The following is a 23,494-nucleotide window of genomic DNA, read 5'->3' as shown; positions in this document are numbered from 1 at the left end:
TGTCATCCTTATCGTAACGAAAGCGCCACCGACGGGGCGGTCCTGACAGGAGGATCGCGATCCGGATGGTGGCGCATGCAGGGTCCTTCGGGGCCCTTTTTTGTTGCCTGAGCCAAGACGTGACACGGAACGAGCAACCGGGTTTCAGGGAGTTGAGACGATGAGCGGCGAGGTCATGACCGGGGCCGAAATGGTCATCCGGGCGTTCCGGGATCAGGGTGTCGATACGCTGTTCGGGTATCCGGGCGGTGCGGTGCTGCCGATCTACGATGCCCTCTTCCACCAGGAAGAACTGAAGCACGTCCTCGTGCGGCACGAGCAGGGCGCGGTCCATGCGGCCGAGGGCTATGCCCGCTCCTCGGGCAAGGTCGGCTGCGTCCTCGTCACCTCCGGCCCCGGCGCCACCAACATCGTCACCGGGCTCACCGACGCGATGCTGGATTCGATCCCCCTCGTCTGCATCACCGGCCAGGTCCCGACGCACCTGATCGGCACCGATGCGTTCCAGGAATGCGACACGGTCGGCATCACCCGCCACTGCACGAAGCACAATTACCTGGTCAAATCGATCGACGACCTGCCGCGCATCCTGCACGAGGCCTTCTTCGTCGCCTCGAACGGCCGGCCGGGCCCCGTCGTGGTCGATCTGCCGAAAGACATCCAATTCGCCAGCGGGATCTACGAGCGTCCGAGCCATAACGGCCACAAGACCTACCGTCCGGCGTTCAAGGGCGACGCGCAGGCGATCCAGTCTGCCGTCGAGCTGATGGCGAATGCCCGCCGTCCGGTTCTCTATACCGGCGGCGGCGTCATCAATTCCGGCCCGCACGCCTCGGCGCTCCTGCGCCAGCTGGCCGAGGTCACCGGCTTTCCCGTCACCTCGACCCTGATGGGTCTGGGCGCCTTCCCGGCTTCGAACGAGCAGTTCCTGGGCATGCTGGGCATGCACGGGACCTACGAGGCCAACCTCGCCATGCACGAATGCGACGTGATGGTCTGTATCGGCGCCCGGTTCGACGACCGCATCACCGGCCGTCTCGACGCGTTCTCGCCCTTCTCCAAGAAGATCCACATCGACGTCGACGCCTCCTCGATCAACAAGGTGGTCAAGGTCGATGTCGGCATCGTCGGCGATTGCGGCTCGGTGCTCGAAGACATGCTGGCGGCCTGGAAGGCCCTGCCCAAGCGTCCCGACCAGGGCCGCTTCGACGAGTGGATGGCCAAGATCCGCACCTGGAAGGCGCGGGACTGCCTCGCCTATTGGCCGTCGGGCACGATCATCAAGCCGCAATACGCCGTGCAGCGCCTCTATGAGGCCTGCAAGGACCGGAAGACCTTCATCACCACGGAGGTCGGCCAGCACCAGATGTGGGCGGCGCAGTACTTCAAGTTCGACGAGCCGAACCGTTGGATGACCTCCGGCGGCCTCGGCACCATGGGCTACGGCCTGCCCGCGGCCATCGGCACCCAGCTCGCCAATCCGGACGGTCTCGTCATCGACATCGCCGGCGAAGCCTCGATCCTGATGAACATCCAGGAGATGTCGACCGCCGTGCAGTATCGCCTGCCGGTCAAGATCTTCATCCTGAACAACGAGTATATGGGCATGGTGCGCCAGTGGCAGGAGTTGCTGCACGGATCGCGCTATTCCCAGAGCTATTCGGAAAGCCTGCCGGACTTCGTCAAGCTGGCGGAGGCCTATGGCGCCAAGGGCATGCGCTGCGACAAGCCGGGCGAGCTCGACGGGGCGATCGCCGAGATGCTGGCCCATGACGGCCCGGTCATCTTCGATTGCATCGTCGACAAGAAAGAGAACTGCTTCCCGATGATCCCGTCGGGCAAGGCGCATAACGAGATGCTGCTCTCCGACTACCTCGGCGAGACCGGTATGGACCTCGGCGACGTGATCTCCGAGGAAGGCAAGATGCTGGTCTGACCGGCGGCGCGGAGGAGAGACGTCATGAACGCCATGAACACACACTACCCCGATGCCGGTCGGGTCGAGCCGATCAACCGGCACACCCTCGCCGTCATCGTGGACAACGAGCCGGGCGTTCTCGCGCGGATCGCGGGGATGTTCTCGGGACGCGGCTACAACATCGAGAGCCTGACGGTGTCGGAGACCGAGGTGGCGCGCCACATCTCGCGCATCACCATCGTCACCGCCGGCACCGATGCGGTGATCCAGCAGATCAAGGCCCAGCTCGACCGCCTCGTGCCCGTGCACCGGGTCGTCGACCTCACGCTCCAGGGCAAGGCCCTCGAGCGTGAGCTCTGCCTCGTCAAGGTGGCGGGTACCGGTGAGCACCGCACCGAATCGCTGACCCTCGCCGCCGCCTTCGGCGCCAAGACCCTGGACGCGACCCTGAACTCCTTCGTTTTCGAGGTCACCGGCACCACCGAGGAGATCGACCGCTTCATCGGCCTGATGACGGTGATCGGCCTCGTGGAGATCTCCCGCACGGGCATCGCGGCCATGGGGCGTGGCTCCGAGGCGATGTAGGTACGACGCCGCGAGCGGTGATAAGGTCCTGCCTGCAACTCGGAGGGTGAGGCGATGGAAGCCAAAATCATTCGCTGGGGTGATGATCTCGTCGTGAGATTGTCGCCGCAAGCCGTAACGCAGCTCGGCGTCAACGAGGGTGAGACGGTGGAAGTGCTGTCGAAGCGGCAAATTCCGGCGTCGGGAGCACGACGCACCGTGAACGGCGTCGCGGTCCCGACGCTCGCTGAAATGATCGCCGAGATGGACCGATTGGGTCCGTCTCATCGCCCCGCCCCCCTCGATTGGGGACCGGACGTGGGTGCGGAGATCATTCGTGACGATTACGACCGCTGACCACCCGGTCCCAGAGGCTGGGGATGTCGTCTGGGTCGATCTGAGACCGACACTCGGTCGAGAACAGAGTGGCATCCGTCCGGCTGTCGTCTTGTCCGATGCGACCTTCCACCTGCGAAACGCGACAGCGATCATCTGTCCGATCACGAGCAACGTCACGCCCTGGCCGACGAAAATTCTCCTTCCGGATGGTCTGGTTGTCTCCGGCGCCGTTCTCCTCGACCATATCCGCTGCGTGGATCGCGCGTCCCGCGGATTCCGACGCGTCGGCGCACTACCGCCGGATATTCTCTTGAGGATTCGCCTGGGCATCGCAGAACTGATCGGCTTGCCCGCAGCGGTTGCCAACACATGAGTTCCCCATGACCACCCTCTACTACGCCCCCGGCGCCTGCTCGCTCGCCTCCCACATCGCCCTCGAGGAAACGGGAGCGCCCTACGAGACCGTGCGGCTCGACCTCGCCAAGGGCGACCAGCGGGCGGCCGAATACCTCGCTATCAACGAGCGCGGCCGCGTACCGGCACTGGTCGATGAGGATTGGGTGCTCACCGAGAACACCGCCATCCTGCGCCACATCGCGCGCAGTCATCCGCAGGCCGGCCTGTGGCCGCAATCGCCCCGCGATCAGGCGCGGGTCGACGAATGGCTGGGCTGGCTCTCCACCGGCCATCACATCGCCTACGCGCATATCCGCCGGGCCGAGCGCTACACGAGCGATGAGACGGCCTTCCCGGGCATCCAGGCCAAGGGAGTCGAGACCTGCGGCGACCTCTTCACCATGACCGAGGTCAAGCTCTCCAACGGCGGCTGGGCCGTCGGCGAAGCCTACAGCGTCGCCGACCCCTACCTGTTGCTGTTCTGGACCTGGGGCCGGGGAGCCGCGCTCGGTTTCGACATGGCAGAGCGCTTTCCCCATTGGACCGCACATGCCCGCGCCATGACGGCGCGGCCCGCCGTGCAGGCCGTGTTCGCCCGCGAAGGCCTCAAACTGCCTGAATAAGGTTCGACCGGGGGTACACCGCCTCTTGTCCGGGAAACCGAATCGGCCTATGCCGCCGCGTACCGTACGGTACGGTACTGGTTTTCTGGAAGCATGAGCGCGACGGTCGCACGCGACGAGACGGTGCAAGAAGCGCCCTCGGCCCGCCAACAGGCGGTGCTCGATGCCGTGCTCGCTCTCCTCGTCGAAGAGGGCGACCAGCTCACCATGGATGCGGTCGCGCGCCGGGCGAGTTGCTCGAAGGAAACCCTGTACAAGTGGTTCGGGGACCGGGACGGCCTCCTCACCGCCACGGTGCGCTGGCAGGCTTCGCGGGTCCATGCGGGGCGCGACGCGGTGGGCGCGCTCGATGCGGCGACCCTGCGGGAGCGCCTGCTCGATTTCGCCGTGACCTGGCTCGATGTGATCGCGGGCCGCACCTCGGTGGTGTTGAACCGCATCGCCATCGCGCATGCCGGCTCGCGCAAGGGCAACCTCGGCGCCATCGTGCTGGCGAACGGGCGGCTGGCCATCGGCGGGCGGGTCAAGCCCGTGCTCGAAGCGGGCCGTGCGGCCGGGCTCCTCGCCTTCGAGGACAGCGAGACCGCCTTCCGGACCTTCTTCGGTCTGGTCGGGCGCGACGTCCAGATCCGACTTCTCCTCGGCGACGCGCTCGACCTCGACGCCGCCGAGATCCGACGCGACGCGGCCCGCGCCGTCGACCAGTTCCTGGCCCTCTACGGCCAGGCCCGACCCTGACACCCCACGCGAAAAGGACATTCCATCATGCGGGTCTATTACGATCGTGACGCCGACCTCAACCTGATCAAGGGCAAGAAGGTCGTCATCGTCGGCTACGGCAGCCAGGGCCATGCCCACGCCCTCAACCTGCGTGATTCCGGCGTGAAGGGCATCGTCATCGCCCTCCGCGAGGGCTCGGCCACCGCCAAGAAGGCGGAGCACGAGGGCTTCACGGTGATGAACGTCGCCGACGCCGCCAAGCAGGCCGACGTCGTCATGATGCTCACCCCAGACGAGCTCCAGGGCGACATCTACAAGGAGTCGCTCGAGCCGAACATGAAGCAGGGCGCCGCCCTCCTGTTCGCCCACGGCCTCAACGTCCACTTCAACCTCATCGAGCCCCGCAAGGACCTCGACGTGCTCATGGTCGCCCCGAAGGGCCCCGGCCACACCGTGCGCGGCGAGTACCTCAAGGGCGGCGGCGTGCCGACCCTGATCGCCATTGCGCAGGACGCCTCCGGCAACGCGCACGATCTCGGCCTGTCCTACGCTTCGGCGAACGGCGGCGGCCGCGCCGGCATCATCGAGACCACCTTCAAGGAAGAGTGCGAGACCGACCTGTTCGGCGAGCAGGCCGTGCTGTGCGGCGGCCTCGTCGAGCTCATCAAGGCCGGTTTCGAGACCCTGGTCGAGGGCGGCTACGCTCCCGAGATGGCCTATTTCGAGTGCCTCCACGAGGTGAAGCTCATCGTCGACCTCATCTACGAGGGCGGCATCGCCAACATGAACTACTCGATCTCCAACACCGCCGAGTACGGTGAATACGTCACCGGCCCGCGCATCGTCACCGCCGAGACGAAGGCCGAGATGAAGCGCGTGCTGGACGATATCCAGTCGGGCAAGTTCACCCGCGACTGGATGCTGGAGAACAAGGTCGGCCAGACCTCGTTCAAGGCCACCCGCGCCAAGCTCGCCCGTCACCCGATCGAGGAAGTCGGCTCGAAGCTCCGTGGCATGATGCCATGGATCTCCGAGAAGGCTCTGGTCGACAAGTCCAAGAACTGATTTTTTGTGATGGGCGGCCGGGCTTCGTTCGGCTGCCCCCTCGCGGAGAAAGCCGGCCTCGTGCGAGCGGGGCCGGCTTTTTCGTGCGCGACCGGGCAAGGAAGTTTATCTCGGGAGATGACGCTCCCATTGCCCGCCCCTCGATCTTGCGAAGGCCGCCGTCTCCCGAACCAGTGCGGAAGAGCGGCGATCTCTCTGCCGTCATGGCACCTGACCGAGCGTCTCCTCGACGAGGCGAGGGTTCTTGTCGAGGAGAGCCAGGAGTACGCGCGCCGGCCCCTGAGGCTGGCGACGTTGATGCTCCCATTGCCTGAGAGTTGCGACGGGCACGCCTATGCTCGCGGCGAAGGCTGGCTGTGCCTTGCTGGTCCGCCTGCGGATCCCGGCGACATCGACGGTCTCGGGGACATGGACGACGAGACCGGCCGGCATCCCTCCCTGCGCGTGTTCCTCGGCTTCCCGCAGAGCGGAAAGGGTTCGTTCGAAAATATCCCTGCCCATGGTCGACCTTGCTCCTGTGAGAGGGCGATGCCCTGGTTGCCGTATGGATGCGCGTCACCTTCCACGCTTCTGCCAATGCGCCTTGATGGACAGCGTCAGCCGAGCCAGTTGCTGGACTTCCGCCGGCGAGAAGTTCTCCCGGTCCGCCTTGCTCAGAACCGCCAGGAGGTAGACCGGTGCATCGGGCCCGACATAACAGCGAGAACGCGATAGCCGCCGCTCTTGCCCTTGCCCCGCCCGGCGACGCGCACCTTACGGATACCACCCGAGCCGACGATGAGATCACCCGCCTCCTGGTTCGCGGCGAGCATGTCCTTGAGGGCCGTCCGAGTTGCGGCCGGCATGCGCTCGGCATCCGCATCCCTGACGAACTCGGAGGTTTCCGCGACCGTATGCAGGGGCGAGGGCATTCCGATCGTCTAAGCCAACACCGTCCATACGTCAACGACGTACGCCACCGACCTCCATGAGCGATCCGGCCCGGCAGTCGGCGGCTCTGAAGCGAAGGGGGGAGAGACGGACGCCCCCCGTTGTACTCTTAAGCAAATCCGGCGATCATGCTCCGTAACGGCTGCCCATCTGAGAGCGGCCGAAGGTTGGAGGACACCCATGGCTTCGCTCTATTACGACGAGCATCGCGCGCTTCAGGAAGAGTACAACACCGTCAAGCTCGCCGAGCGTCTCGACACCGGCTGGGTGCATGACGAGATCGGCCCCGACGAGGCCGCCTTCATCGGCAGCCGCGACATGTTCTTCCTGTCCACGGTCGATCCCGACGGCATGCCCACCGTCTCCTACAAGGGCGGCAGCACCGGCTTCGTGAAGGTGCTCGACGCCAACACGCTGGTCTTCCCCGGCCTCGACGGGAACGGCATGTGGTACTCGATGGGCAACATCGAGGGTCAGTCCAAGGTCGGGCTGCTGTTCATCGATTTCGAGACCCCGCACCGTGTCCGCGTCCAGGGACACGCCCGGATGCTGCGCGACGATCCGCTGATGGCCGAATACACCGAGGCCAAGTACCTCGTGAAGATCGAGGTGACGAAGGCCTGGGTCAATTGCCCGCGCTACATCCACAAGTACCAGAAGGTCTCGCAGAACAAATACGTGCCGCGCCCCGACAAGGAGACGCCGCTCGCCCTGTGGAAGCGCCTCGACATGGTCGGTGACGTGATCTCGGACGAGGACAAGGCGCGGGTCGAGAAGGAAGGCCAGCTCGCCCTGCCGGAATACGAGGCACGCGTGGCGCGCGGCGAGAGCTGAAACCCGGCCGCGCACCGTCCCGGCCATCGCATCCGGGTCGGTGCGCTCAGCAGGTTCGCGTCGGTGAGCCAACGCATCACCTCGCTTAGGCCCTTGAAGTATCGCAGGTTCTGGGACGCAAAACCGGCGAGCACTTTTGCGAGCCTGCTTAGTCCGCCCGGCGGGCGACGATGAAGACCCGCGGGAACGCGAGCAGGCGTCCCCCGTTGCTGCGCGGCGGATAAGCCGCATCGATCGCCGTCGCGTAGGCGGCGAGGAACCCGGCCGTATCCTCGGGGTCCAGCGGGTCGAGGAAGGGCCGGAGCCCGGTCGCCCTGACCCATTCGACGATGGCGGCGGCATCCGTCATCGGGTGATGATAGGCGGTGCGCCAGACATCGACCTCGGCCGCGAGGGGCGCCAGGAGGTCGTAATAGCCGGCCGGCTCCAGCATCCGCCCGAGCCGCCCGGCCACGGCCGGATCGCCGATGGCCCCGGCCCAGGGACCGGCACCCGCCACCTCGCGCATCAACCGGTGCGAGGGCTCGGCGAGATTGTCGGGCATCTGCAGGGCGAGCACGCCGCCGGGTGCCAGGAGGCCGAGGAGCCGGGGCAGGAGCACCGGGTGGTCGGGCAGCCATTGCAGCACGGCGTTGGCATAGATCAGGTCCGGCGCCTGCTCGGGGATCCAGGTCGCCGCATCGGCCCTCGCGAAGGCGAGGCCGGGCAGGCGGCTCCTCGCACGCTCCAGCATCGCCGGCGAGGTGTCGAGGCCGATCACCTCCGCCTCGGGAAAGCGTGCAGTGATGAGCGCGGTGGAATTGCCGGGGCCGCATCCGAGATCGTAGACGAGGCGCGGGGCTTCGAGAGGCACACGGGCCAGGAGCTCGGCCGCCGGACGGGTACGCTCGTCCTCGAAGCGGGTATAGAGGGCTGGGTTCCAATCGGCCATCGTGCTCACCCTTCCGCTCCGTCGTCGTCAGCAGCCGAGCTGGTCGGCCAGATCCGTGAGGTCACGGGCTGCATAAGTGACCGGAACATTGGGCGCCGTTTCGCCACCGCCCGGCCCGTGCTCGCGCGGGCGGGCGATATGGGCGGTGGACAGGCCGTGGCTCGCCGCTGCCGCGAGGTCGCCCGAATGGGCGGCGACCATCAAGGTCTCCGCCGGAGCGAAGCCGAAGGCCGCCACCGCATCGTGATAGAGGGCCGGTTTCGGCTTGTAATCGCGGGAATGGCCGGCACCCAGGATCGCGTCGAAGATCAGCCCATTGCTGCGGGCGAGGTCGGCCATCAGCCGGATATGACCGTTCGAGTTTGGCGCCAGGAGGTGGCGCGTCCGAAGGCGCCGCAGAGCGTGCGGTACGTCGGGCCAGGCGTCGAGCCGGTGCCAGGCCTGGACGAGTTCCCGCCGTGTGGCATCCGACACGCCGACGATGCCGAACTCCGCCAGAACGAGGGGCAGGGACTCCGCATGGAGGGTATCGAGGTCCACGAAGGGCCGGGCCCCCGAACGCACGGTCTCCATCGAAGGCCCGTAGTGCCGGCGCCACGCATCCGCGAAAGCGTCGGCATCGAGGGTGGGCGCCTCCGCGCCGAGGAGGCGTGCGGCCTCGCGGGCCACTCCCAAGCGCCAGTCGACGAGCGTCCCGAAGACGTCGAAGACGAGCGCCCGGATCATTACCGGACGGTCCGCAACCGCGGCCCACGCCGGACGAAACCGACGATGTCCTTCACCGCATCCAGCGTCGGGGCCGCGATGGCCTCGGCGCGCTCGGAGCCATCGGCGAGGACGGAGTCGATATAGTCGGTATCGGCCACGAGACGCTTCATCTCGGAGGCGATCGGCGCGAGGGTCTCCACCGCGAGCTCCACCAGCGCCCCCTTGAAGGCGGAGAACTGGGCACCGCCGTAATCGGCCAGCACCTCGTCGCGGGTGACGCCCTTCAGCGCCGCGAAGATGCCCACGAGGTTGTCGGCTTCGGGCCGTGCGGCCAGACCGGCCGTCTCGGAGGGGAGGGGCTCAGGATCGGTCTTGGCCTTGCGCACCTTGTTGGCGATGGTATCCGCCTCGTCGGTGAGGTTGATGCGCGAATTGTCGGAGGGGTCCGATTTCGACATCTTCTTGGTGCCGTCCCGCAGGGACATGACGCGGGCGGCCGGGCCGCCGATCAGCGGCTCGGTGATCGGGAAGAAGCCCGCGCCCGCATCGTGCCCATGGGCGGAGATCGACTCCGAAAAATCGTTATTGAACTTCTGGGCGATATCGCGGGTCAGTTCGAGATGCTGCTTCTGGTCCTCGCCCACCGGCACGTGGGTGGCGCGGTAGGCCAAAATATCGGCCGCCATCAGCACCGGATAGGCGTAGAGCCCGATCGAGGCGTTCTCCCGATCCTTGCCGGCCTTGTCCTTGAACTGGGTCATGCGGTTCAGCCAGCCGAGGCGGGCGACGCAGTTGAAGATCCAGGCGAGCTCGGCATGGGCCGGCACCTGGCTCTGGTTGAAGACGATGCTGCGCTTCGGGTCGATGCCGGCGGCAAGGAAGGCGGCCGTGACTTCGCGGATCTGGCCCTTCAGGGCGGCCGGGTCCTGCCACAGGGTGATCGCGTGCATGTCGACGACGCAGTAGAGGCACTGCGCGTCGCGCTCCTGCATCTCCACGAAGCGCTTGATGGCGCCGAGGTAATTGCCGAGATGCAGGTTGCCCGTGGGCTGAACGCCCGAGAACACGAGCTCTGTGAACGCGGTCATCGCGCGTGGTTCCTATGGCGTGATGGCGAGGGAGAAGCCGACGCTCGGGTCAGGGCACCGACGTTTGCGTTCTGAACGGCTCACCATGGGTGGTCAAGGTGCACAGCTTGACGGCATACGCCGCATCGAACCCGAAAAAGATCGAATTTTCGTACGCAATTTGGTACCGAGACGAGATCGCCTCTGCCGTTCCAGGGAGGCGGCAGGCGGTGGAGTCGCGAATGGAAGCTCAGCTGCAGAGTGTCATGGCCGATGTGGCGGTGAGTGTGTCGGAGCTGAAGAAGAGTCCGACATCGGTGATGAACCGCGCCGATGGAGCACCGGTGGCGATCCTGAACCACAACCGCGTCATGGGCTACATGGTCCCGCCGGAGACGTTCGAGGCCATGATCGACGCCATCGACGACGACGTGCTGGCGTCGATCGTGAAAGCCCGCTCCGGGGAAGTGCCCGTGCGGGTCACCCTGGATGCCCTTTGAACTCCAGTTTCTGCCTTCCGCGCTCAAGGAGTGGCACAAGCTCGGTGAGACGCTCCGGGGGCAGTTCAAGAAGAAGCTGGCGGAGCGTCTGCTGAACCCGAGGGTCGAAGCGGACAAGCTTCGCGATGCCGACCTGAAGGATTGCTACAAGATCAAGCTGAGGTCCGCAGGCTATCGTCTGGTCTACCGTGTCGATGACACGACGGTCACCGTGACGGTGGTGGCGGTCGGCAAGCGGGAGCGAAGTGCCGTATACGGAGCCGCCAAGCGGTAGCGCCTCTGCTTCCGCCTAGCCCCGCTCCCGCGCCTGCCCGGTCGGGCACAGATCGAGCAACACGCACCTCCCGCAAGCCGGATTGCGGTGATGGCACACGGCCTGGCCGTGGAGCATCAGGATCTCGTGGTTGTCATAGAGATCCTGCGCGCTCCATTCCGCCGGAAGCTGCGCCCGCAGGATCGGATGCGAGGGGCCGACATCGACCTTCGCGCCGATGAGGCCGGTGCGTTGCGCCACCCGGTGGTGGTGGCTGTCCACCGGCAGGGCCGGCATCCGCAGCAAGCTGAACGACAGCACCGCCGCGCTGGTCTTCGGGCCGACGCCCGGAATCGCCTCGAGCCACGAGCGCGCCGCATCGACCTCCATCTCCTTCAGGAAATCGAGCGAGAGGGAGCCGTGACGCTCGGCCACCGCCGCCAGGATGGCACGGATGCGGGGAGCCTTCAGTTCCGGCCATGTCACGCCGGAGATGGTGGCCTCGATCTCCTCCACGGGCGCGTCCACGAGGTCGGACCAATCCGGGTAGCGTGCCCGCAACGCTTTGAAGGCACGACCGGAATCGGCATTCCGGGTGCGGTGCGACAGGAGCGAGGAGACGAGTTCGCTCAAGGGATCGAGGCTGTGGAAATACGGAATCGGGCAGCTGTAGACGGGGCAGAGCCGGCGATGGATCTCGAGCGCCTTGTCCGTCAGGCTCGCGTCGGCGAGGTCAGCGGAGCGTCTGGTCTGCCGGGGGCGGGGGCCGGCGAGGTCGTGCCCGGATGCGATGGCCATGACAACGGAATCCGCGCCGAGTCCCGCCGGTTCCGATCCGGCGCGAGAGGAAGTGCCGCAGGGCAGCAGTATCGTGCAATAGACTGACAGTTGCGCCAAGGTGAAAGCCCGAACCTTGCGCCCCGGCGAAGGTCATGCGAGGCTCTGTCCGTCAGTGAATGACGAAGCGGGAGAGCCCAGGCCGGTACCAACCGGTCATGGCGCCGACGGAGCAACCACCCCCGGAAACTCTCAGGCACAATCACCGCTTCGTTTTGACAATCTGGAGAGAGGCGCCTTCGCGGGCGTCCACCGAAGGAGAAATCCCACCCTTACCGGGGCGGGAGAAGCTCTCAGGTAACCGTGACAGATGGGGGTAGCCGGATCGCTCGATCGAGCATCCGGAGCCGTTCTGTCATGGGGTGACCAGATGCCGCTCGACGCTTCCAGCACACCGCTTCACGCGCTCCATCTGCGCCACGGCGCCCGCATGGTGCCCTTCGCGGGTTATGCGCTGCCGCTCCATTATCCGGCCGGCCTGATCGCCGAACACCTGCACACCCGCAAGGCGGCCGGTTTGTTCGACGTGTCGCATATGGGCCAGATCCGGCTGAAGCCGGGTCCGGGCGGCATGGCGGACCTCGCCTGCGCCCTCGAAACCCTCCTGCCCATCGACGTGCTGGGGCTGGCGCCCGGCCGGCAGCGCTACGGTTTCCTCACCGGTGAGACCGGCGGCATCCTCGACGACCTCATGGTCGCGCGCCTCGACGACAGCCTGATCCTGGTGGTCAACGCAGCCAACAAGGTGGCGGACGTGGCCCATCTTCGCGCTCATCTGGCCGGCCTGTGCGAGATCACCGTGCTGCCCCGGGCGCTCCTCGCCCTCCAGGGGCCGCTGGCCGAGAGCGCCCTGGCGCGGCTCGCCCCGGAGACCGCCGCCATGCGCTTCCTCGATGTGAAGTGGGTGGAGCTCCTCGGCGCGTCCGCCCTCGTCAGCCGCTCCGGCTATACCGGGGAGGACGGGTTCGAGATCTCCCTTCCGGAGGATGCCGCGGATGCCGTCGCCGAGGCGTTGCTGCAGGACAGCGACGTGGAGCCCGTCGGCCTCGGCGCACGCGATTCCCTGCGGCTGGAGGCGGGCCTGTGCCTGCACGGAGCCGATATCGATGCCGGCACGAGCCCAGTCGAGGCCGGTCTGACCTGGGCGATCCAGCCGGTCCGCCGCGAGGGCGGCGCGCGCGCGGGTGGCTTTCCGGGCGCTGAGCGCATCCTCCGTGAGATCGGTGACGGTCCCGCGTCGCGGCGCGTCGGCCTGCTGCCGGAGGGCCCGACCCCGGTGCGGGGAGGGGCCGCGCTCGTCGCAGAGGAAGCCGGCGAGGCCATCGGCCGGGTCACCTCCGGCGGGTTCAGCCCCAGCCTCAAGGCGCCCATCGCCATGGGCTACGTCCCCGCCGCCCTGTCGACGCCCGGCACCCGTCTCTTCGCGGAAGTGCGCGGCCGGCGACTGCCGGTCTCGGTCGTGGCGCTTCCCTTCGTGCCGGCGCGCTTCAAGCGCAGCTGAATCCCGGCCCCCGGCCGACTTCCCCCCAATCCCCGTTTCACGGAGCGCATCATGCTGAAATTCACGGACGAGCACGAGTGGCTGGCCATCGAGGGCGATGTCGCCACCATCGGCATCACCACCCATGCGGCTGAGCAACTCGGAGACCTCGTCTTCGTCGAACTCCCCAAGGTTGGCGCCAAGCTCGTCAAGGGCGAGGCCGCGGCGGTGGTGGAATCGGTGAAGGCCGCCTCCGACGTGTTCGCCCCGGTCTCGGGCGAGGTGACCGAAATCAACGAGGCCGCCGTGTCGGACCCGGCCAGCATCGGCACCGACCCGCAGGGCGCGGGCTGGCTCTATCGCCTCCGCCTCGACGACGTCGCCTCCCTCGACGGATTGATGGACGAGGCCGCCTACGCCGAGTTCGCGAAATAGCGCTGACTTACCCTCCCCCCGCAGACCTCGGGCCTGCCCGAGATCTGTTCCTGAGTGCCCAAATGGGGCCAAGCCCAATTTGGGTGGGGGAGGGTGCCTGCGGAGCAGGCGGGAGAGGGGGCGACCTCTCCGGACAACGCGCTCCCCTCTCCCGACCCGCATTCGCGGGCCACCCTCTCCCGCAGAGGGGAGAGGGACGCGCACAGCCGTCAATTGCACCTCCGAGGCCCATCATGCCAAACGATCGCTACGATCCCTACGATTTCGCCAATCGCCGCCATATCGGTCCGACCACCGCCGAAATCGCGGCGATGCTGGCCGTGATCGGCTCCGAGAGCCTGCACGGCCTCGTGGACGAGACCTTGCCGGCCGACATCCGCCAGGAAGAGCGCATCGATTTCGGCACGTCGCTCACCGAGCGCAGGGTGCTCGAACATATGCGCGGCATCGCCGACAAGAACCGGCTTCTCGTCTCGCTCATCGGCCAGGGCTACCACGGCACCACGATGCCACCGGTGATCCAGCGCAACATCTTCGAGAACCCGGCCTGGTACACCGCCTATTCACCCTACCAGCCCGAGATCAGCCAGGGCCGGCTCGAGGCGCTGCTGAACTTCCAGACCCTGGTCTGCGACCTCACCGGCCTCGACATCGCCAATGCCTCGCTCCTCGACGAGGCCACGGCGGCGGCGGAGGCCATGGGCATGGCCTCGCGCATCGCCCGCAACGGCAAGACCGCCTTCTTCGTCGACGGCGAATGCCTGCCCCAGACCATCGCCGTCCTGAAGACCCGTGCCGCGCCGCTGGGCTGGACCGTCGTCGTCGGCGACCCGTCGACCGATCTCGACCCGGCGGAGGTCTTCGGCGCGGTCTTCCAATATCCCGGCGTCTGCGGCGCCATCCACGATTTTTCGGAGGTCATCACCCGCCTGCACGAGGCCGGCGCGGTCGCGGTGATGGCCGCGGATCCCCTGGCCCTCACCCTGCTGAAGCCGCCCGGCGAAATGGGCGCCGACATCGCCATCGGCTCGATGCAGCGCTACGGCGTGCCCATGGGCTATGGCGGCCCGCACGCCGCCTATCTCTCCACCCGCGAGGCACACAAGCGCACCCTGCCGGGCCGGCTCGTGGGCGTCTCCGTCGATGCGCGGGGAAACCGGGCCTACCGCCTCGCCCTGCAGACCCGCGAGCAGCATATCCGCCGTGAGAAGGCGACGTCGAACATCTGCACCGCGCAGGTGCTGCTGGCGGTCATCGCCGGCATGTACGCGGTGTTCCACGGGCCGCGCGGATTGAAGGCCATCGCCGCCCGGGTCCACCGCGACGCGGTGCGCCTCGCCGAAGGGCTGGAGAGTCTCGGCTTCACCGTGGAGCCGAAGGGCTTCTTCGACACGATCACCGTCGAGGTCGGCGCCTTCCAGGGGTTGATCCTGCAGAACGCGGTGAAGAACGGCATCAACCTGCGTAAAGTGGGCTCGGACCGTATCGGCATCACCGTCGACGAGCGTACCCGGCCCGATATCGTCCAGGCGGTGTGGCGCGCCTTCGGCGGCGAAGGCTTGACCTATGACGAGGCCTGGCCGGCGCAGCGTCTCCCCGAGGCGAATCTCCGAACCTCCGCCTATCTGACCCATCCGATCTTCCACATGAACCGGGCCGAGAGCGAGATGACGCGCTACATGCGTCGCCTCGCCGACCGTGACCTGGCGCTGGACCGCGCGATGATCCCGCTCGGCTCGTGCACGATGAAGCTCAACGCCACCGCCGAGATGCTGCCGATCTCCTGGCCGGAATTCTCGGAGATCCACCCCTTCGTGCCGGCGGATCAGGCGGAGGGCTACCAGGAACTCCTGCGCGACTTCTCCGACAAGCTCTGCGCGATCACCGGCTACGACGCGATCTCGATGCAGCCGAATTCCGGCGCGCAGGGGGAATATGCCGGCTTGCTCGCCATCCGGGCCTACCACCTCTCGCGCGGGGAGGGGCACCGCAAGGTCTGCCTCATCCCGTCCTCGGCGCATGGCACCAACCCGGCCTCCGCGCAGATGTGCGGCATGAGCGTGGTCGTGGTCGGCGCCGACCAGCACGGCAACATCGACGTGGAGGACTTTTCGCGGAAGGCCGAGTTGCACGGCGAAAACCTCGCGGCCTGCATGATCACCTATCCGTCGACGCATGGGGTGTTCGAGGTGCGGGTCCGCGAGATCTGCGACATCGTCCATGCCCATGGCGGCCAGGTCTATCTCGACGGGGCCAACCTCAACGCCATGGTGGGCCTCGCGCGCCCCGGAGATATCGGCGCCGATGTCAGCCACCTCAACCTGCACAAGACCTTCTGCATCCCCCATGGCGGCGGCGGCCCCGGCATGGGTCCCATCGGCGTCAAGGCGCATCTCATCCCGTTCCTGCCCTCCGACCCGCGCAGCGGTGAGGAAGGGGCCGTCTCGGCGGCGCCCTACGGCTCGGCCTCGATCCTGCCGATCTCGTGGAGCTACTGCCTGCTCATGGGCGGGCGCGGCCTCACCCAGGCCACCCGCGTGGCGATCCTCAACGCCAATTACATCGCGAGCCGCCTGAAGGGCGCCTATCCGGTGCTCTATGCCGGGGCACAGGGCAGGGTGGCGCATGAATGCATCATAGACGTGCGGCCGTTCCAGAAATCGGCCGGGATCGGCGTCGAGGACATCGCCAAGCGGCTGATCGATTGCGGCTTCCACCCGCCGACCATGAGCTGGCCGGTGGCCGGCACCCTGATGATCGAACCCACGGAATCCGAGACCAAGGGCGAGATCGACCGATTCTGCGATGCGATGCTGGCGATCCGCGAGGAGATCCGCGCCATCGAGGACGGCCGGATGGACAAGGTCGACAATCCGCTGAAACACGCGCCGCACACGGTGGCGGACCTGATCGGCCCGTGGGAGCGGCCCTATTCCCGCGAGGCGGCGTGTTTCCCCTCGGGAAGTCTCGGCATGGACAAGTACTGGCCGCCGATCAACCGCGTCGACAACGCCTACGGCGACCGCAACCTCGTCTGCTCCTGCCCGCCGGTGGACGCCTATAGCGAGGCGGCCGAATAGGGTACCACGCCGGCCGCTCTCCTCTCGCTCGGGACGGGAGCGGCCGGTGGGGTGGATGTGGCCAAGCGCCTGATCGCACTGTGAAGGCTCGGCTTGCAAACCGCGGGGGGGGATCCTCGCCCGCCCCTTCGGAAACACAATCCGAGAGCAAGCTTGGCCATGGCTTCCCCTTGGGCAGGATTGGTCTCCTTGAAACACACCGACGCGGCTGCTGATGTTTCGCCGACACGCCGTAAGTTGATCATTGGCGCAGCAATCGGTGTGGTCGGTGGCATAGGTGCTTCACATTCCGCCGACAGCGCCCCCTTCGCCGCCCTCGAAAGTCGATACGGTGGGCGCCTGGGGCTACTCGCGCTCGACACCGGCTCCGGTCGAACCCTCGAGCACCGGGCCGACGAACGTTTCCTGATGTGCAGCACCTTCAAGGGTTTGCTGGCCGCGCACGTCTTGGCCCGCGTCGATGCGGGAGCGGAAAGTTTTGGGCGTGAAGTCGCTTTTTCGCGCGTTGATCTTGTGTCACCCTCACCTGTGACAGAATTGCACGTCTCGCGCGGCGCGCTGCCGGTCGAGACGCTCTGCCAAGCGATGGTTGAAACGAGCGATAATACCGCCGCGAATCTGCTGATGAAGTCCAGCGGGGGGCCTGACGGCCTCACCCGCTTTCTTCGCAGCATCGGCGATGAGGTCACACGCGTCGATCGCTTCGAGCTTGCTGCGAATACCCCCAAGGGAAATCTGGACACAACGACGCCCCGGGCCATCGTTGCTTCAGCCCGCTCGATCCTTCTCGGCGACGTGCTGATAGCCGGGAGCCGAGAAAAGCTCGAAAGCTGGATGGTCAACTGCAAGCCGGGCTCGCAACGCTTGCGTGCGGCCTTGCCGGCCCGATGGCGAGTAGGAAACAGGCCAGGCACCAGCGTCGACCGACACACCAACGACTACGCTATCGTCCGCCCCCCGGGGCGTCCCGCACTCATGATTGCAGCTTATTACGATGCGCCGGGACTTGCGATGGACGTGCGCGAGGCAGTGCTGCGCGAAGCTGGTTCCGCTGTGGTGACCTGGGCGACCTCATGAATTGGCGGCGGGAGGCGTGTCGCGATGTGATGCTCCGCAGACCACCGATCCGGTCTTCGAGGTCGACACCAACCCTCATGTTTCAACGAACGAACGTGCTATGCCGCAAACCAGCTACACGGTCCTGCCCAGCCCGATCGGTCCGCTTGTTCTGGCCGGTACGGACGAGCGCCTGCATTGCATCGGTTTCCCAACCGGCAAGGGCGCCGTTGCCCCGAAACCGGACTGGCTCCGGGACGACGCGGCCTTCGCCGAAGCCCGGCGGCAATTGAGCGCCTATTTCGAAGGCCGGCTGACCCGGTTCGACCTCGAACTCGACCCGCGCGGCACGCCGTTCCAGAGGCAGGTCTGGACCGCGCTCATGGACATCCCGCTGGGCGAAACGATCAGCTACGGCGAGTTGGCCAGGCGAATCGGCCGTCCGAGCGCCAGCCGGGCCGTGGGTGCCGCCAATGGCGCCAACCCGCTCCCCATCGTGGTTCCGTGCCACCGCGTCATCGGCACGGGAGGCAGCCTCACGGGGTTCGCCGGCGGCCTCGATACGAAACGATGGCTGCTCGCGCTGGAGCGCGGGGCGACCTCTCGTGTCTCGGCGCAGCTCAGCCTGCTCTGAGCGCCTGTTCGGGGTGTCTGTCCAAGGCTTGACCTCATCCTGAGGTGCCGCGAAGCGGCCTCGAAGGAGGCCTCCAGAACCCAACGAGGCAACTGGAGGGCTCGCTCAAAGCCTCCGCTACGCTCCGGCACCTCAGGATGAGGTGATCTGATGGGATGATCGACTCTGCGCCCGGCGCGACGCGGCGCTATGATCATTCTCCACATCCCCACCGCGACGACAAGCAGGCCCGTCCGCAGACACGCCCTGCGTGTTTCGAATTTTGGCGCATCCCGTTCCTGACGTATCCGCCTCTCCAGCGGCCCAACGACGGGGCCGAGCCGGAGGGATGAATGGCGGGACCGGACAATCGTCTGAGCGGGCTCGGCAAGGACGCGATGCGCCTGCTGCGTCCGATCTGGCCGCTCGTGGCCGTGTCCTCGGCGATCGGGGCGCTGAGCGGCCTCGCCACGGCGACGGTTCTGGCCAAGGTCAACACGGCCATCCATGCGGAGGGCGGTCTTTCCGAGAATTTCATTCCCGTCTTCCTCGGCCTCGTCCTTCTCGGCGTGGGCGGGTCCCTTCTCTCCGGGCTCGGCAGCGCCCTGGCGAGCGGACGCATCAGCGCCGGCCTCAGCCGCGATCTCGCCGACATGATCCTCACGGCGCCCATCGACCGCATCGAGCAGATCGGCCGCCACAAGGTCCTCGCTTCGCTCAACACGGATGCCGGCACGCTGTCGACGACGGTGGCGATGCTGTCGGGGCTCATCATCCAGAGTGGCGTCACCGCCGGATGCCTCGTCTACATGCTCACCTTGTCAGCCCCGCTCCTCGCCATCACCCTGCTGGTCTTCGGCCTCGGCAGCTATGTCGAGAACATCCTGCGCCGCCGCGCCATGGTCGGCTACCGCACGCGCCGCTCCCTCGCCGACACGATGCAGAAGCATTTCCAGAGCCTGACCGAAGGCAGCCGGGAATTGCGGCTCAACCGGCAGCGCCGGATGCGGTTGAGGGACGGGGCCCTGACCTCGTCCATCGAAGAACTCCGCCGCAACGAATTCAGGACCCATACGCTCCTCGAATTCTCCTACCTGACGAAGAAGCTGGCCCTGTTCGCCACGATCGCGGCCATCGTGACCTACAAGGCGACTCTGGGGATCGACAACGCCGTCCTCTCCGGCTTCGTCCTCGTGCTGCTCTATATCGAGCTGCCGGTCACCTACATCCTCGCCATCCTGCCCGAGATCGGCCGGGCGCGGATCGCCTACCAGCGCATCGCCGAATTCTCGGCCGGACGCACCGTGTCGGAGCCGAACCTGCTCGCGCCGGAGGACACGCGGACGCCCCGGACCATTGAGGAAATCGAGCTTCGCGGCGTCAGCCACGCTTTCCCGGCCGTCGAGGGCAAGCCGGGCTTCACCCTCGGCCCCATCGACCTCACCGTGCGGCGAGGGGAGATCCTGTTCATCGTCGGCGAGAACGGCTCGGGCAAGACCACCCTGATCAAGCTGATCCTCGGCCTGTATCCGCCACAGACCGGCACCCTGTTCCTCGACGGGGCGCCGGTGACGGACGAGACGCGGGACGCCTACCGCCAGCATTTCTCGGCGGTGTTCTTCGATTACTACCTGTTCGACGATCTCGTCCTGCCCGACGGGGCGGATCCTGCGGCGGCGGATGCCTATCTCGAGACCCTGGACCTCGCCCACAAGGTGACGATCCGGGACGGGGCCTTCTCCACCGTCGATCTCTCGGCCGGGCAGCGCAAGCGCCTGGCCCTGGTTCAGGCCTATCTCGAAGGGCGGCCGGTCCTCGTCCTCGACGAGTGGGCGGCGGAGCAGGACCCCACCTTCCGCCGTCTGTTCTACACGCGGCTCCTGCCGGACCTGAAGCGTGAGGGCCGGACCCTGATCGTCATCAGCCATGACGACCGCTACTTCGATGCGGCCGACCGGGTGATCCACCTGAACAACGGCGCGATCCTGGAAGCTCCCCGAACGGAAGCGACCGCGTGAGCGAGACGCCGCCTATTTCGGCAGGGCGTAGATGTTCACGTCGAGTTTCTCGTCCGACTTGTCGTTCAGGTCGGTGACGTATTCCTCGATGAAGCGGTCCTGGACCACCACGTCCTTGGCGTCGAGATAGGCGGTGAGGGTCTCGTAGGTGCCGTCGATCTCGTCGTAGGAGCCCTTGTGCGGGAAGCGCAGGGCCTTGCCGCTGGGGGTCGTGCCGAAGCGCAGGCCGCCGGTCTCGGCGGGCTTCGGGTCCGGCATGGAGGCGATCGGGATCATCGCCTCGAACTGGAATCCGTCATCGTCGGTCTTGGCGAAGACCGCGATCGGCCGCCCGGTGGGGGTGATCCCGTCCTTGGCGAGCGCCTCCTCGATCTTCACGAAGGCGGCTTTCAGGGCCGGAACCGCCTCCTCCCAGCTCGCCCGCCCCGCCAGGATCGCGGCGGGTTTGGGCGGCAGCGAGACCTCGTCGACGTCGTTGGCGTCGCCGGGGGTCTCCACCAGGGTCTGGCGTGCCGGGCCGGCCGGGAGCGCCGGCGCGGCGGGAAGCGCCTGGGTCGGCACCGGACGGGCCGGCGCGTCGGGATTGACCGGATCGGGCGCCGTCGTGGTCGGCAGGGGAGAGGAGGTCGCGGGCGAGGACGGCTGCTGCGCGAGCGCTGAGGAGACGGCCAAAGCGGCGGCGAGGCTGACGAGCGGCAATAGACGATGACGGGTCAAGGCAACGCTCCGGAGATCGCACGCCGCGACGAATCGTACGGCTGAATCGCGAAGCCTTAAAATAGGGAGGAAGCCGCCCGCCTGCGAGACGCCAACCCGCCCCGAACGCAGGAACGTGACGGGCGCGTCCCTTGTGCAACGCTCCCCCGAGCGGACCCCGCGTGCGCGGCCCGGCGCTTTGTCCTATATGCGGGGGCCTCGCACGCGGGATGCCCCGTTCAGACAACGAAACCGAAGACGATCATGACGAGGCTCGAGAACCGTCGGTTCCTGAAGATGCACGGGGCGGGCAACGCCATCGTGGTGCTGGACCTGCGCTGCACGGAGCTGGTCGTGCGTGCCGAGGAGGCCCGCGCCATCGCCGGCCACCCGCGCTCGGGCTTCGACCAGCTCATGGTCATCCACGATCCGCGCAGCCCCGGCACGGACGGCTTCATGCGGATCTACAATACCGACGGGTCGGAATCCGGCGCATGCGGCAACGGCACCCGCTGCGTCGCCTACGCCATGCTGGACGACCCGGCCATGGCGCGCCCGGCTGAGAACGGCCGCCTCACCCTGGAGACCAAGGCGGGGCTCGTCGAGGTGAAGCGCGTGGCGCACACCTCCTTCACCGTCGATATGGGCCGCCCCCGCCTCAAGTGGGACGAGATTCCGCTGGCCGAGCCGTTCCCCGACACGCGGCGGATCGAGCTCCAGATCGGCCCGATCGACGCGCCCGTGCTGCATTCGCCGGGCGTGGTGAACATGGGCAACCCCCACGCGGTGTTCTTCGTCGAGCGCGATCCCGACGGCTACGACCTCGGCCGCATCGGCCCGATGCTCGAGAACCACCCGATCTTTCCCGAGCGCGCCAACATCTCCGTGGCGCAGGTGACGGGGCCCGACACGATCAAGCTCCGGGTCTGGGAGCGCGGCGCCGGGTTGACGCTCGCCTGCGGCACCGCCGCCTGCGCCACCCTGGTGGCGGCCTCGCGCCTGCGCATGCTCGGGCGCCACGCCACGGTGAGCCTGCCCGGCGGCGACCTCGTCATCGAGTGGCGCGCCGACGACCACGTGCTGATGACCGGCCCGGTGGCCCTCGAATGGGAGGGTTTCCTGTCCCCCGAACTCTTCGCGCGGGTGGACTGAGTGGCGGTGGAGACCCTGACCTTCGGCTGCCGCCTCAACACGGTGGAATCCGAGGTGATGCGCCGCCATGCCGAGGCGGCCGGGACGGGCGCGGACCTCGTCCTCGTCAATACCTGTGCCGTTACCACTGAGGCCGGACGCCAAGCCCGCAAGGCGATCCGGAAGCTCGCCCGCGAGCGGCCGGGGGCCGAGATCGTCGTCACCGGCTGCGGCGCGCAGGTGGAGACGGATGCCTATTCGGCGATGCCGGAAGTGGCGCGCATCGTCGGCAACGACGCCAAGACCAGGGCCGAGACCTGGCTGCCCGCCACGCATGTCAGACCGCGTCTCGAGATCGACGACATCATGGCCGCGCGGGAAGCCGCACCGACGCGGATCGCCTCGGTCGCCGGCCATACCCGCGCCTTCGTGCCGGTGCAGAACGGCTGCGACCATCGCTGCACCTTCTGCATCATCCCCTTTGGCCGGGGGAATTCCCGCTCCGTCACGCTAGACGACGCGGTCGATCAGGTCCGTCGCATCGTCGACCATGGCGGGCGCGAAGTCGTGCTCACCGGGGTCGACCTCACCGCCTACGGCCGGGATTTGTCGCCGTCATCCAGCCTGGGACGGCTGGTCCAGGCGATCCTCCGCCACGTGCCGGATCTCGCACGCCTGCGCCTGTCCTCCATCGATTCCATCGAGGCCGACGCGGCTCTCTGGGAGGCGATTGCCAGCGAGAACCGGCTGATGCCGCATTTCCACCTCTCGCTACAGGCTGGTGACGACCTGATCCTCAAGCGCATGAAGCGCCGGCACGGCCGCGACGATGCGATCCGGTTCTGCGAATCCGTGCGGCGTCTTCGCCCGGATGCCGTCTTCGGGGCCGACCTCATCGCCGGCTTTCCCACCGAGACGGAAGAGCAGTTCACCCGCTCCCTCGATCTCGTTGCCGAATGCGGCCTGACGCATCTCCACGTCTTCCCCTATTCGCCTCGCCCCGGCACGCCGGCCGCGCGCATGCCCCCCGTCGCCGGAGACGTGATCCGCGAGCGCGCCGCCCGTCTCCGTGACGCGGGAGCCGCGGCACTGACGGCACATCTCGCGGGAGAGGTCGGCCGGACCCATCGCGTGCTCACCGAGCGCGGGGGAATGGCACGCACGGAAGGATTCACCCCGGTCCGGCTGGCGGCCGACACGCCTCCAGGCGAGCTTCGCGACGTGACGATCGCCGGACATGACGGCCGGGTGCTGATCGGGGCGGAGTAATCCGGCGCGACGGCGACCGCCTCTCCCCGCA

At 67.2% G+C, this 23,494-nt stretch carries 25 protein-coding genes and 1 riboswitch; of the genes, 18 read left to right on the top strand and 7 right to left on the bottom strand.

Annotated features, from left to right (window positions below; genetic code table 11):
* The first annotated feature begins 160 nt into the window (after positions 1-160).
* From IPV08_RS12210 to ilvC, 7 genes are all read left to right on the top strand, one after another.
* Positions 161-1,936, top strand: coding sequence for an acetolactate synthase 3 large subunit (locus tag IPV08_RS12210; protein ID WP_207412088.1), 1,776 nt, complete (start codon positions 161-163; stop codon positions 1,934-1,936).
* A gap of 24 nt (positions 1,937-1,960) precedes the next feature.
* Entirely contained in the window at positions 1,961-2,503 is a 543-nt protein-coding gene (gene ilvN / locus IPV08_RS12205) for an acetolactate synthase small subunit (RefSeq protein WP_018044192.1), read from the top strand.
* Between the two features lie 54 nt (positions 2,504-2,557).
* Entirely contained in the window at positions 2,558-2,839 is a 282-nt protein-coding gene (locus tag IPV08_RS12200) for a MazF family transcriptional regulator (RefSeq protein ID WP_207412087.1), read from the top strand.
* Positions 2,820-3,194, top strand: a complete 375-nt coding sequence (locus IPV08_RS12195) for a type II toxin-antitoxin system PemK/MazF family toxin (RefSeq protein ID WP_207412086.1) — start codon at positions 2,820-2,822, stop codon at positions 3,192-3,194. The genes IPV08_RS12200 and IPV08_RS12195 overlap by 20 nt, the downstream gene beginning before the upstream one ends.
* A 7-nt stretch (positions 3,195-3,201) precedes the next feature.
* Positions 3,202-3,840 (top strand): glutathione S-transferase, encoded by a 639-nt coding sequence (locus IPV08_RS12190; RefSeq protein ID WP_207412085.1) that lies wholly within the window; start codon positions 3,202-3,204, stop codon positions 3,838-3,840.
* 93 nt (positions 3,841-3,933) lie between these two features.
* The gene (locus IPV08_RS12185; RefSeq protein WP_207412084.1) at positions 3,934-4,578 is read left to right on the top strand and encodes a TetR/AcrR family transcriptional regulator C-terminal domain-containing protein; all 645 of its coding nucleotides are present in this window, start codon (positions 3,934-3,936) and stop codon (positions 4,576-4,578) included.
* A 27-nt stretch (positions 4,579-4,605) separates the two neighbouring features.
* A complete protein-coding gene (gene ilvC / locus IPV08_RS12180) occupies positions 4,606-5,625 on the top strand; it encodes a ketol-acid reductoisomerase (protein WP_019904456.1) in 1,020 nt (339 codons plus the stop codon).
* Positions 5,626-5,826: 201 nt separating this feature from the next.
* Here ilvC and IPV08_RS12175 read toward each other — a convergent pair whose 3' ends face one another.
* Together IPV08_RS12175 and IPV08_RS12170 are read right to left on the bottom strand one after the other, a co-directional pair.
* Complete coding sequence (locus IPV08_RS12175) at positions 5,827-6,126, bottom strand: transcriptional regulator (protein ID WP_207412083.1); 300 nt, start codon at positions 6,124-6,126, stop codon at positions 5,827-5,829.
* Between the two features lie 152 nt (positions 6,127-6,278).
* Positions 6,279-6,536 (bottom strand): type II toxin-antitoxin system RelE/ParE family toxin, encoded by a 258-nt coding sequence (locus IPV08_RS12170; RefSeq protein ID WP_246747925.1) that lies wholly within the window; start codon positions 6,534-6,536, stop codon positions 6,279-6,281.
* Between the two features lie 199 nt (positions 6,537-6,735).
* Between IPV08_RS12170 and IPV08_RS12165 the strand changes: the two genes are divergently transcribed.
* On the top strand, positions 6,736-7,389 hold the full coding sequence (locus IPV08_RS12165; protein WP_018044186.1) for a pyridoxamine 5'-phosphate oxidase family protein: 654 nt from the start codon (positions 6,736-6,738) through the stop codon (positions 7,387-7,389).
* A gap of 148 nt (positions 7,390-7,537) precedes the next feature.
* Here the strand turns inward: IPV08_RS12165 and tam are convergent, their stop codons facing one another.
* From tam to trpS, 3 genes are read right to left on the bottom strand one after another with little or no spacing between them, the layout of a single operon-like run.
* Entirely contained in the window at positions 7,538-8,320 is a 783-nt protein-coding gene (gene tam, locus IPV08_RS12160; protein ID WP_207412141.1) for a trans-aconitate 2-methyltransferase, read from the bottom strand.
* A 27-nt stretch (positions 8,321-8,347) separates the two neighbouring features.
* On the bottom strand, positions 8,348-9,046 hold the full coding sequence (locus IPV08_RS12155; RefSeq protein WP_207412082.1) for a haloacid dehalogenase type II: 699 nt from the start codon (positions 9,044-9,046) through the stop codon (positions 8,348-8,350).
* A complete protein-coding gene (gene trpS / locus IPV08_RS12150; RefSeq protein WP_207412081.1) occupies positions 9,046-10,116 on the bottom strand; it encodes a tryptophan--tRNA ligase in 1,071 nt (356 codons plus the stop codon). The genes IPV08_RS12155 and trpS overlap by 1 nt, the downstream gene beginning before the upstream one ends.
* A gap of 233 nt (positions 10,117-10,349) precedes the next feature.
* Between trpS and IPV08_RS12145 the strand changes: the two genes are divergently transcribed.
* Both IPV08_RS12145 and IPV08_RS12140 read left to right on the top strand, forming a co-directional pair.
* Complete coding sequence (locus IPV08_RS12145) at positions 10,350-10,595, top strand: type II toxin-antitoxin system Phd/YefM family antitoxin (protein ID WP_207412140.1); 246 nt, start codon at positions 10,350-10,352, stop codon at positions 10,593-10,595.
* Positions 10,585-10,869, top strand: a complete 285-nt coding sequence (locus IPV08_RS12140) for a type II toxin-antitoxin system RelE/ParE family toxin (RefSeq protein ID WP_056427437.1) — start codon at positions 10,585-10,587, stop codon at positions 10,867-10,869. The genes IPV08_RS12145 and IPV08_RS12140 overlap by 11 nt, the downstream gene beginning before the upstream one ends.
* A 15-nt stretch (positions 10,870-10,884) precedes the next feature.
* On the opposite strand, the gene IPV08_RS12135 is transcribed toward IPV08_RS12140, so the two are convergent.
* Positions 10,885-11,646: a Fe-S cluster assembly protein HesB gene (locus IPV08_RS12135; RefSeq protein WP_207412080.1), complete on the bottom strand. Its 762-nt coding sequence runs from the start codon at positions 11,644-11,646 to the stop codon at positions 10,885-10,887.
* Positions 11,647-11,898: 252 nt separating this feature from the next.
* Positions 11,899-12,005, top strand: a riboswitch (glycine riboswitch).
* A 50-nt stretch (positions 12,006-12,055) separates the two neighbouring features.
* Between IPV08_RS12135 and gcvT the strand changes: the two genes are divergently transcribed.
* The 6 genes from gcvT (at position 12,056) to IPV08_RS12105 (ending at position 20,367) form a co-directional block, all read left to right on the top strand.
* Entirely contained in the window at positions 12,056-13,186 is a 1,131-nt protein-coding gene (gcvT, locus tag IPV08_RS12130) for a glycine cleavage system aminomethyltransferase GcvT (RefSeq protein ID WP_207412079.1), read from the top strand.
* A 51-nt stretch (positions 13,187-13,237) separates the two neighbouring features.
* Complete coding sequence (gene gcvH / locus IPV08_RS12125; protein ID WP_056159241.1) at positions 13,238-13,600, top strand: glycine cleavage system protein GcvH; 363 nt, start codon at positions 13,238-13,240, stop codon at positions 13,598-13,600.
* 233 nt (positions 13,601-13,833) lie between these two features.
* On the top strand, positions 13,834-16,680 hold the full coding sequence (gene gcvP, locus IPV08_RS12120) for an aminomethyl-transferring glycine dehydrogenase (protein WP_207412078.1): 2,847 nt from the start codon (positions 13,834-13,836) through the stop codon (positions 16,678-16,680).
* A gap of 189 nt (positions 16,681-16,869) precedes the next feature.
* Positions 16,870-17,757 carry a class A beta-lactamase gene (gene bla / locus IPV08_RS12115; RefSeq protein ID WP_207412077.1) on the top strand — a complete coding sequence of 296 codons (888 nt, stop codon included), beginning with the start codon at positions 16,870-16,872 and terminating at the stop codon, positions 17,755-17,757.
* 100 nt (positions 17,758-17,857) lie between these two features.
* Positions 17,858-18,370, top strand: coding sequence for a methylated-DNA--[protein]-cysteine S-methyltransferase (locus IPV08_RS12110; protein ID WP_207412076.1), 513 nt, complete (start codon positions 17,858-17,860; stop codon positions 18,368-18,370).
* Between the two features lie 332 nt (positions 18,371-18,702).
* A complete protein-coding gene (locus tag IPV08_RS12105) occupies positions 18,703-20,367 on the top strand; it encodes a cyclic peptide export ABC transporter (protein ID WP_246747923.1) in 1,665 nt (554 codons plus the stop codon).
* A gap of 12 nt (positions 20,368-20,379) precedes the next feature.
* On the opposite strand, the gene IPV08_RS12100 is transcribed toward IPV08_RS12105, so the two are convergent.
* On the bottom strand, positions 20,380-21,084 hold the full coding sequence (locus IPV08_RS12100; RefSeq protein WP_246747922.1) for a GyrI-like domain-containing protein: 705 nt from the start codon (positions 21,082-21,084) through the stop codon (positions 20,380-20,382).
* 243 nt (positions 21,085-21,327) lie between these two features.
* Between IPV08_RS12100 and dapF the strand changes: the two genes are divergently transcribed.
* Complete coding sequence (gene dapF, locus IPV08_RS12095; protein WP_207412075.1) at positions 21,328-22,215, top strand: diaminopimelate epimerase; 888 nt, start codon at positions 21,328-21,330, stop codon at positions 22,213-22,215.
* Positions 22,216-23,463, top strand: a complete 1,248-nt coding sequence (mtaB, locus tag IPV08_RS12090; protein ID WP_207412074.1) for a tRNA (N(6)-L-threonylcarbamoyladenosine(37)-C(2))-methylthiotransferase MtaB — start codon at positions 22,216-22,218, stop codon at positions 23,461-23,463.
* Positions 23,464-23,494: the final 31 nt, after the last annotated feature.

Origin of the sequence: Methylobacterium sp. SD274, assembly GCF_017355285.1 — a bacterium.
GTDB lineage: Bacteria > Pseudomonadota > Alphaproteobacteria > Rhizobiales > Beijerinckiaceae > Methylobacterium.
Note: the sequence above shows the minus strand (reverse complement) of the source record. Positions and strands in the feature narration are given on the sequence as shown.